This window comes from Chitinophaga sp. (assembly GCF_035761305.1).
Taxonomy (GTDB): domain Bacteria; phylum Bacteroidota; class Bacteroidia; order Chitinophagales; family Chitinophagaceae; genus Chitinophaga.
This window is the reverse complement of record NZ_DASTRI010000201.1, coordinates 34,953-43,722: the sequence shown is the minus strand read 5'-3', so window position 1 is coordinate 43,722 and position 8,770 is coordinate 34,953. Positions and strand designations below refer to the sequence as shown.

The following is an 8,770-nucleotide window of genomic DNA, read 5'->3' as shown; positions in this document are numbered from 1 at the left end:
CCACTACGCCCAGCTGCAGGCGGTGCGGGTTTGCGCGGTACCATTCCATCGCATCTTTAGGCCGCCCGGGCCGGTTCTGTGAATACAGGTAGGGCACCTGCCGGTCGTGCACCTTATACTTTGTCCATACTTCGGTTTGCTGGTAGCGGTAAACATTGGGAAAGCTGTGCCAGCCCCATTCCGACTGTGTGCCCAGGGGCACGCCGCCCTGCTGGTAATATTCCGGGAAAGTTTGCAGGCCCGTAGGGTCTACTGTAAAAGCAAATTCGCCATTGCCCACAGAAAGCGACGCCAGCGAGTCAAACCGCTGTACAACAATATTGTGGCGCGTTACCAGCGCGTGCCGGTCTATTTTACCTGTGTGCTGCTGCGCAAAGGCCGTTTGCACAAAAAGGCCTGCATAAACAAGTACAAGGAATATACATCTCATAAGATAGCTGACATAGTTTTAATGACTACTCTCCCGTTAACGTGTACACGCCGCCTGCAACGGTGTTAAACGTGTACAGGTAACCGGTACCGTCCCCCTGTAATGCGGTAAGGGTAAGGTCACCGCTGCCTTTTACCGGGTGCAGCACCCGCAGGCGGCAGGGGCCTCCTTTCTTTGCAAGTATAACGGCTTTTTTCAACTTTCCATCGGTCCATTGCATATCAATCTCAAATCCGCCCCGTGCTACCAATCCTTTTACCTCCCCGGCCGGCCAGGCGTCCGGCAGGGCCGGTAACAGCTGTATGGCATCAAGCTGGCTTTGCAGCAGCATTTCCGTAATGCCCGATGTGCCGCCGAAATTACCGTCTATCTGGAAAGGCGGATGCGCGCAGAACAGGTTGGCGTAGGTGCCGCCGGCATTATGATAATCTGTAGCGTCATTGCTGCTCAGCTTCAGCAGCTCGCGTAATAATTTGTAGGCATGGTTGCCGTCCAGCAGGCGCGCCCATACATTAATCTTCCAGGCTTTGCTCCAGCCGGTGCCACCATCACCGCGTATGGCCAGCGTGCGCTTGCAGGCTGCTGCGAAAGCGGGCGTGGTAAGCGGCGATATTTCCCTGCCGGGGAATAAGCCGAACAGGTGCGAGATATGGCGGTGCTCGGGATCTTCATCCTTCCAATCTTTATACCACTCCTGCAGGTTGCCTTTGCGGCCTATCTGCAGCGGGAACAGCCGGCTTTTGGCTTTTACCAGCGTATCGCGGAAAGCAGCGTCTGTTTGCAATACAGCGTCTGCATCAATTATATTGCTGAACAGATCGCGGATGATAGACATATCCATAGTGGTAGCTATGGACACATCGCCCTTTACGCCCTTATCTGTAATAAACACATTTTCCGGTGAGGTAGACGGCGCCGTTACCAGGTGGCCTTTGCCATCTTCCACCAGCCAGTCAAGACAGAATTGTGCGGCAGATTTCATGATGGGGTAGGCAGTATCGCGCAGGAACTTTTTATCGCCGGTAAAACGATAGTGCTCCCAAAGGTGCTGGCACAGCCAGTTACCGCCCATAGGCCAGTTGGCCCATTGCGGATCGCCTTTGCCCATATCCCCTACAGGATTGGAAAGCCCCCATATATCGGTGTTATGGTTGGCGGCCCAGCCGCGGGTATGGTAAAAATGCCGCGCGGTGTAACGGCCGGTGCTGGCCACGTTTTGTATGAGCGTAAGCAGGGAGCGGTGCATTTCAGGCAGGTTACAGGCTTCCGCTGCCCAGTAATTCATTTCCGTATTAATGTTAATAGTATAGTTGGAGCTCCAGGGCGCCCGCAGCTCTTTATTCCAGATGCCCTGCAGGTTGGCCGGCACGCCGTTGAGGCGCGAGCTGGAGATAAGCAGGTAACGGCCAAACTGGAAGTACAGGGCTTCCAGCGTTGCATCGGGCGCTCCCTGGGCATAACGGCGCAGGCGCTCGTCGGTAGGCAGGGTGGTGCGCGCTATGCCGGGTGAGGGCGGCAGCGTAAAGCTAACGCGGTTAAAGTAGTGATGGTAATCATCCAGGTGGCGCCTGCGCAGCTCATTAAACGGGTGCTGTGCAGCGGCTTGCAAATAACCGGTGGCCAGCTTATGCTCGTCTTTACCTTCACTGTCGGGGCATTTGTTAAACCCGTTAAAGCTGGTAGCGGCAGATACCAGTATGAGGGCCTGTGTGGCATTGCTGATCTGTATACCGTCTGCCGTGGTCTTTACTGTACCGTCTGTATTACTGGCGCGTATCTTCAGCTCAAAGCGCATGCCTTTGCAGCCGCTTACATCTTCATATATGATAGGCGCTTTGTTATAGTTTACATAGCTGGGATCCAGGTGGGCAGGGGCTTTACCTTTGAGGGTTAATTCCTGCTGCCCGCTGGTTGTTGTTTGATGGCGCAGCTGGCTGGAGGTGGTAATAGTGCAGTTCAGCGCATTCTTTTTGCTGGCGGTTAACCGTATTACGATCACCTGGTCTTTACCGGAAGAAAATACCTCTCGCGTATAGGCAACACCGTTACTGGTGAAACGCGTGCCGGCTACTGCATCCGCTATATTCAGGCTGCGTACATAATCCGCGGGAGCGCCTTCCAGCTGCTGCTTAATATGAATATCTCCCAAAGGCAGGTACGACTGGCTGTACACGCCCTGCATTTGCTGTACCTCTTTGGCAGCAGCAGTATAATCTTCTTTGAAAAGGGCTTCGCGTATGGCCGGCAGATGTTTATAGGCTTCAGGGTTCACATTGTTATTAACCGGCCCGCCGGACCACAGGGTAGCTTCATTCAGCTGCAGCAGCTCATCGTTCACACCGCCAAACACCATGGCGCCCAGGCGGCCGTTGCCTACGGGCAGGGCTTCTGTCCATTCCTTTGCCGGTTGCTTGTACCAGAGTTCCAGTGTATTCGCATGTTGCTGCGCAGTAGCGGCGCCTGCAAGTAGCAGCAGGGCAGATAATAGTTTCAGTTGCATCAGTTTACAATAAATTGGAACGTACAAAATACAAATTCGTTTGCATTCTATTTTCGCAAAAGCTGATGAAAATTGATCATGAAGGGGAAGGTCCCGGAAAAAGCGGGAATAAGCTTTTTTATTGGGATTTTAATGATATTGCCGGGTTACCAGCGACTCTCCATGCCGGAAGAATTAAACAGCACTACGGCAGATTAAGCGTTTATACCATTAAAAACTGTCTTTAGCAGGCAAAATTTCTTTAATATCCTCTGCAATAAGCGGGCTTTCATGAAGACCAATAATGATCTGTTCATAATACTCCTCTGATATTTCTCCTGAGTACCGGACCGCCGCTGAGTTATACATTCTTTTGAACTCCTCAAAAGTATAAATGTGGCAGTTATTGCAGTCAACATAAGTGTCTTTAGTGAAAGGATTGCCATCTTCACCAGGCCTTATGTAAACGAGAGTAGCAAAAGGCAGCTTCCGCGATTCTATGAATTTTCTTCGTGATTCAAATTGAGAAGTACAACAGGTAAAGATTAACAGGCAATCATCTGTTCTTTTAACGCAGATAAAATAGTGAGGAACATCTGAATCTATTTTTGCGCTTGTAAAGTAGTACACTTTTTTTTCCTGAACGGCCCGCAAAAACAGCTCAAATGGCACCTTCATCACAATATATTTGACATTTTTTGATCTTCCAGGTAAATGTCTTTAGCCAACTGGGTTGAAGAGGGATCAGCTATAAACAATTTGGTACTGTCATCAACATCTTCAAAAAAATCGATGTAATTCATTTCAAACCTGGATGCAACCTTTTGCTTTAATGCAGACTCATATTTTTTCCATTCAGGAAACTGGTGGGACAGTTTACTGAGCGTGAATTGATCGAAAGCTCCGTATTTTTCTAAAATTTTCTCAAGTATATCAAGATCTGTTTTAGAAAAAACTTTTGTGTTGGGAACCTTGTTAGTATTATAATTCAATTTGTCTGTTATTACAAGATATTCATTGGAATAATTGAGCTCATCATCACTTAGTGAAAAAGAATTTATCTCGAGAATATCTCTTGTAGTTGAGGGAACAGGGCCATACGGCAAAGCAAAGTAAACATCGCCGGTTATAGTTCTGCCATAGGTTCTGAGATGTAACCTATCTGCCAGCCAAATCAGCTTTATGGCTTTCATCTTGTTTAATGGAGAGCCGTTTTTTTCGGCAAGAAAATTTAGGGCCTGAACAGCTTTTTTGTAGTTAAAACCTCTCATCAACATAAAGGTACCAATTTCCTTTCACAAAAATACTAATTTTTTTAGTAACCAACCAGTGAAAAATCATCCTCCCAAAATCAGCCACTGTAGTGCTCCAGCAGTGTGCAATCGTTTGCGTAAAAAAGAGTGCTAAAATTTGGACATCGTTTTAGCCCTCCTTACTTTTATCCTATAATATTATGGACCTGAGTACCATAACGTGGAATTTAGCACAAAGGTCGAACTCTTTCGACCTTTTTACTTTAATTTAGAGGCGGTACAAATGATGCATGTTTTCACGCTGCATCCTGCACAGCATGAGAAGATACGCCGTTATATTTTTCCTGTTATCATTACTCCCGGTACTGCGCGCCTTTCCACAAACGCCGTCATACCAGTTTACCCGTATTGATATTGACCAGGGACTTTCCAATAACCAGGTCAGCTGCATATTCAAAGACAGCAAAGGTTTTATGTGGTTTGGCACCGTGTCGGGCCTGAACCGCTACGACGGTTACACCTTCCGCATTTTCAAGCACGACCTGCGCGACACTACCTCTTTACCGGATAATTTTATTGAGCGTATTACCGGGGCGCCCGGCGGCCTGCTATGGATTTACGCGCGCGACGGCCAGCATGTGTACGACCCCGCCCGCAATGCTTTCCGCCAGCCGCAGCCGGTATTGCAGCAATGGGGCATACCCGGCGCCGCTGTGAACGATATTGTGCGCGATACCATGGGCCGCTACTGGTTCATAGTACCCGCCGCCGGCCTGTATTGTTACACGCCGGGCAAACAACCAGCCCTGCATATACAGCATACTAAAGACAGCGCCAGCATTTCCGATAACAACATTGCCGCTATATCCGGCGCCGGGCAGGGCCACTGCTGGCTGCTGCACGGCAACGGCCTGCTCGAAAAAATGGATGGCCGCACCCACCGCGTCATATACCGCAATGACTATTTACAACGCCAGCATAAAGGCGCCGTACAAACCTATTCACTGCTGACCGACCGTGAAGGCGACCTGTGGATATACAGCACCACCGACCCGCAGGGCGTATGGTACTTTAACCGCGCCACGCAAAGCTTTGTTCATTATGACCAGAACAGCAGCCCCATACGGCTGAACAATAACATTGTGCGCGGCGTAGTGCAGGATAACCAGGGCCGCATATGGATAGGCACCGACCATGGCGGCATTAACATCATTAACAAACAACGGCAAAGCATACACTACGAAGTGAACCAGCCGGAAAACCCCAAAAGCCTGGCGCAGAACAGCATTACCACCCTGTATAAAGACAACACCGGCATTATATGGGTAGGCACTTATAAAAAAGGCGTGAGCTACTATCATGAAAATATCGTAAAGTTCCCGTTGTACCAGCACCAGCCTTTTAACGCGCAAAGCCTGCCCTATGACGATGTGAACCGCTTTGTAGAGGACGATGCCGGCAACCTGTGGATAGGCACCAACGGCGGCGGTCTTATTTACTTTAACCGTAACACCAACACCTATACGCAATACCGTCATGATCCCAACAACCCGGCCAGCTTAAGCAGCGATGTGATCGTAAGCCTTTGGATAGATCACCGGCAGCAGCTGTGGGTGGGCACTTACTTTGGCGGGTTGGACTGTTTTGCCAACGGAAGGTTTGCACATTACCGGAACGATCCGGCTAACCCCGCCTCCCTGAGCAATAACAGCGTATGGGAAATATTTGAAGACAGCCGGCAGCAGCTGTGGGTGGGCACTTTAGGCGCAGGGCTTAACCTGTTCAACCCTGCCACGCAAACCTTCCGCGTGTACCGCAAAGAGCAGCCGAACGCCATACACTCCAACTATATTGCCGCCCTGCTGGAAGACCAAAAAGGCAACCTGTGGATAGGCACAGACAACGGCGTGGATATAAAAGACGCTGCTACCGGGCGTTTTACCGCCTACAGCAAAACACTAAGCAACAATAACGTGATTTGTTTGTTTGAGGACAGCCGCGGCTGGATATGGATAGGCACCCGGGAGGGCCTGAACCTGTATGATCCCCAACAGCAGCAATCACGCATATTCCGCAAAGAAGACGGGCTGCCCGACAATACGGTGCTGAACATCCTGGAAGATAATGACCATACCCTGTGGATGAGCACTCCCAACGGGCTCTCTAACCTTTCCATTACCACTGCCGCAGGAAAAACGCCTGCCTTCCATTTCCTGAACTACGATGCGGCAGACGGGCTGCAGGGCAAGGAATTTAACGAAAACGCCGCGCTGAAAACCCGGCAGGGCGAGCTGCTGTTTGGCGGCAGCAATGGCTTTAACCTGTTTTACCCGCATACCATTACCCGCAATAAAAATGTGCCGCCCCTGGTGTTCACCGACTTCCAGGTGTTTAACAAAAGCATGGGCGCCGGCGAAAAAATAAACGGCCGCGTGCTGCTCCGGCAGGATATTTCCGCCACGCAACAGATCACGCTGAAGTATAAAGAGAATGTTTTTTCCATCGGCTTTGCAGCGCTCAGCTACTTTCATCCTGAAAAAAGCCGCTACGCCTATATGCTGGAAGGCTTTAACCAGGAATGGCTGACCACCGGCGACGGGCAGCGCAAAGCGACCTTCACCAACCTGGACCCCGGCGATTACGTGTTCCGCGTAAAAGCATCCAACAATGATGGCGTGTGGACCCAGCACCCCCTGGAGCTGCGCATTAAAATATTACCGCCCTTCTGGAAAACGCCCCTGGCCTTTTTAATATATGGTGTGCTCATACTGGGCGCGCTGCTGCTGGCCAGGCGTTTAATGCTGGAAAGGGAGCGGCTGCGTTTCCGTATTGAGCAGGAACGGCAGCAGGCGCAGCGCATGCATGAGCTGGACGCGCTCAAGATCCGTTTCTTCACCAATATTTCCCACGAGTTCCGCACCCCGCTGAGCCTCATCATTACCCCGCTGGAAAAGATCATTAAAAACACGCAGGAAACAGGCGTTAAAGGACAGCTGGAGCTGATACAGCGCAATGCCCGCCGCCTTTTGAACCTGGTGAACCAGCTGCTGGACTTCCGTAAAATGGAGGTGCAGGAAATAAAGCTGCACACCACAGAAGGCGATATAGTAGCCTTTATACAGGAGCTCACCGCCTCTTTCTCCGACCTGTCTGAAAAGAAACAGGTGCGGCTGAACTTTCATACCTCCGTGGGCAGCCTGGTAATGAGCTATGATGCAGACAAAATAGAAAAGATCATCTTTAACCTGCTGAGCAACGCATTTAAATTCACGCCGGAGCACGGCCACGTAACAGTAGGCCTGCAACTGTCGGACGACGGCCGCCAGCTGATCATACAGGTAAAAGACACCGGTATTGGTATGCCGCTGGAACAACAGGAACGCATATTTGAAAGGTTTTTCCAGCATGAGGGGCAAGGCTCGCTGCTAAACCAGGGCAGCGGCATCGGGTTAAGCATTACCCGGGAGTTTGTGAAGCTGCACGGCGGCACCATTACGGTTGACAGCGCGCCGGAAATGGGCAGCTGCTTTACCATACAGCTGCCGGTAAAAACAAATGCCGCCCTGCCGGTACCCGTTACAGAAATAACAGCTGCCGGCGCGCATACGGTACAAACACCGTCCGCACCGGCGCCTGCACCGGTTATTCCGGTACGCACCGGCAAAAAACCGCTGGTGCTGCTGGTAGAAGATAATGAGGATTTCCGCTTTTACCTGAAAGATAACCTGGGGCTGCACTACCAGGTAGCCACCGCAGAAAACGGGCAAAGCGCCTGGAACATATTACAGCACTCCCTGCCCGACCTGGTGGTAAGCGACATCAGTATGCCGGTAATGGACGGCCTGGAGCTGTGCCGGCGCATACGGGGCAACCAGCGCACGGCCCACATTCCCATCATATTGCTCACGGCCCGCACTACGGAGGCCGACCAGCTGGAGGCGCTGGAACGGGGCGCTACCGACTTTATTACCAAACCTTTCAGCTTTGAGGTGCTGCTGTCCCGCATCCGCAACCTCATTGCGCAGCAGGTAACCCTAAAAAAATCGCTGCGCGAAAAAATTACCGTCAATCCCAGCGAAGTGGCCATCTCCTCTGCCGACGAACAATTTATACAACAGGCCCTCCAGGTGGTGGAAAAACACCTGTCGGATCCCGACTTTTCAGTGGAAGACCTGAGCCGCGCCCTGCACATGAGCCGCGTATCGGCCTACAAAAAAATATTATCCCTTACCGGCAAAACGCCTATTGAGTTCATCCGCTCCATCCGGTTAAAACGCGCGGCCCAACTGCTGGAAAAAAGCCAGCTTACCGTGGCGGAGGTGGCTTATGAGGTAGGCTTTAATAATCCCAAGTACTTCTCGCGCTACTTTAAAACAGCATATAACGTATTGCCCTCTGCCTACGGCCGGCAGCAGTCACCCGGCGGCGAAGCAACAAATGATACCCCATAAATAACCAAATCCTATACCTCTGCCCCGCGGGCAATCGATAGTTTTATGCATTGATCATTATAAGATATGCCTCGAAGAAACTATCAACATCGCCGCAAGCTGTACCTGACCGTAGAAATACTGTTGTATGCCCTTATTACCACCGGCCTGGTGCTGT

Annotated in this window: 4 protein-coding genes and 1 pseudogene; 1 reads left to right on the top strand and 4 read right to left on the bottom strand. The window is 50.9% G+C overall.

Annotated features, from left to right (window positions below; genetic code table 11):
- The 4 genes and pseudogenes from VFS25_RS17070 to VFS25_RS17055 all read right to left on the bottom strand — a co-directional run.
- Window positions 1-430, bottom strand: a pseudogene (locus tag VFS25_RS17070) (hypothetical protein); the annotation flags it as partial.
- A 25-nt stretch (window positions 431-455) separates the two neighbouring features.
- Window positions 456-2,930 (bottom strand): glycoside hydrolase family 95 protein, encoded by a 2,475-nt coding sequence (locus VFS25_RS17065; protein WP_326463376.1) that lies wholly within the window; start codon window positions 2,928-2,930, stop codon window positions 456-458.
- A 210-nt stretch (window positions 2,931-3,140) separates the two neighbouring features.
- Complete coding sequence (locus VFS25_RS17060) at window positions 3,141-3,587, bottom strand: hypothetical protein (protein WP_326463375.1); 447 nt, start codon at window positions 3,585-3,587, stop codon at window positions 3,141-3,143.
- Window positions 3,587-4,186 (bottom strand): Panacea domain-containing protein, encoded by a 600-nt coding sequence (locus tag VFS25_RS17055; RefSeq protein WP_326463374.1) that lies wholly within the window; start codon window positions 4,184-4,186, stop codon window positions 3,587-3,589. The genes VFS25_RS17060 and VFS25_RS17055 overlap by 1 nt, the downstream gene beginning before the upstream one ends.
- A gap of 293 nt (window positions 4,187-4,479) precedes the next feature.
- Here VFS25_RS17055 and VFS25_RS17050 point away from each other — a divergent pair, with 293 nt between their 5' ends.
- A complete protein-coding gene (locus tag VFS25_RS17050; RefSeq protein WP_326463373.1) occupies window positions 4,480-8,613 on the top strand; it encodes a hybrid sensor histidine kinase/response regulator transcription factor in 4,134 nt (1,377 codons plus the stop codon).
- The last annotated feature ends 157 nt before the right edge of the window (window positions 8,614-8,770 follow it).

What these genes read in the sequence shown, in the direction of transcription:
- VFS25_RS17065 (WP_326463376.1), bottom strand. Translation starts at nt 2,930, where the DNA reads ATGCAACTGAAACTATTATCTGCCCTGCTGCTACTTGCAGGCGCCGCT.
- VFS25_RS17060 (WP_326463375.1), bottom strand. Translation starts at nt 3,587, where the DNA reads ATGAAGGTGCCATTTGAGCTGTTTTTGCGGGCCGTTCAGGAAAAAAAA.
- VFS25_RS17055 (WP_326463374.1), bottom strand. Translation starts at nt 4,186, where the DNA reads ATGTTGATGAGAGGTTTTAACTACAAAAAAGCTGTTCAGGCCCTAAAT.
- VFS25_RS17050 (WP_326463373.1), top strand. Translation starts at nt 4,480, where the DNA reads ATGAGAAGATACGCCGTTATATTTTTCCTGTTATCATTACTCCCGGTA.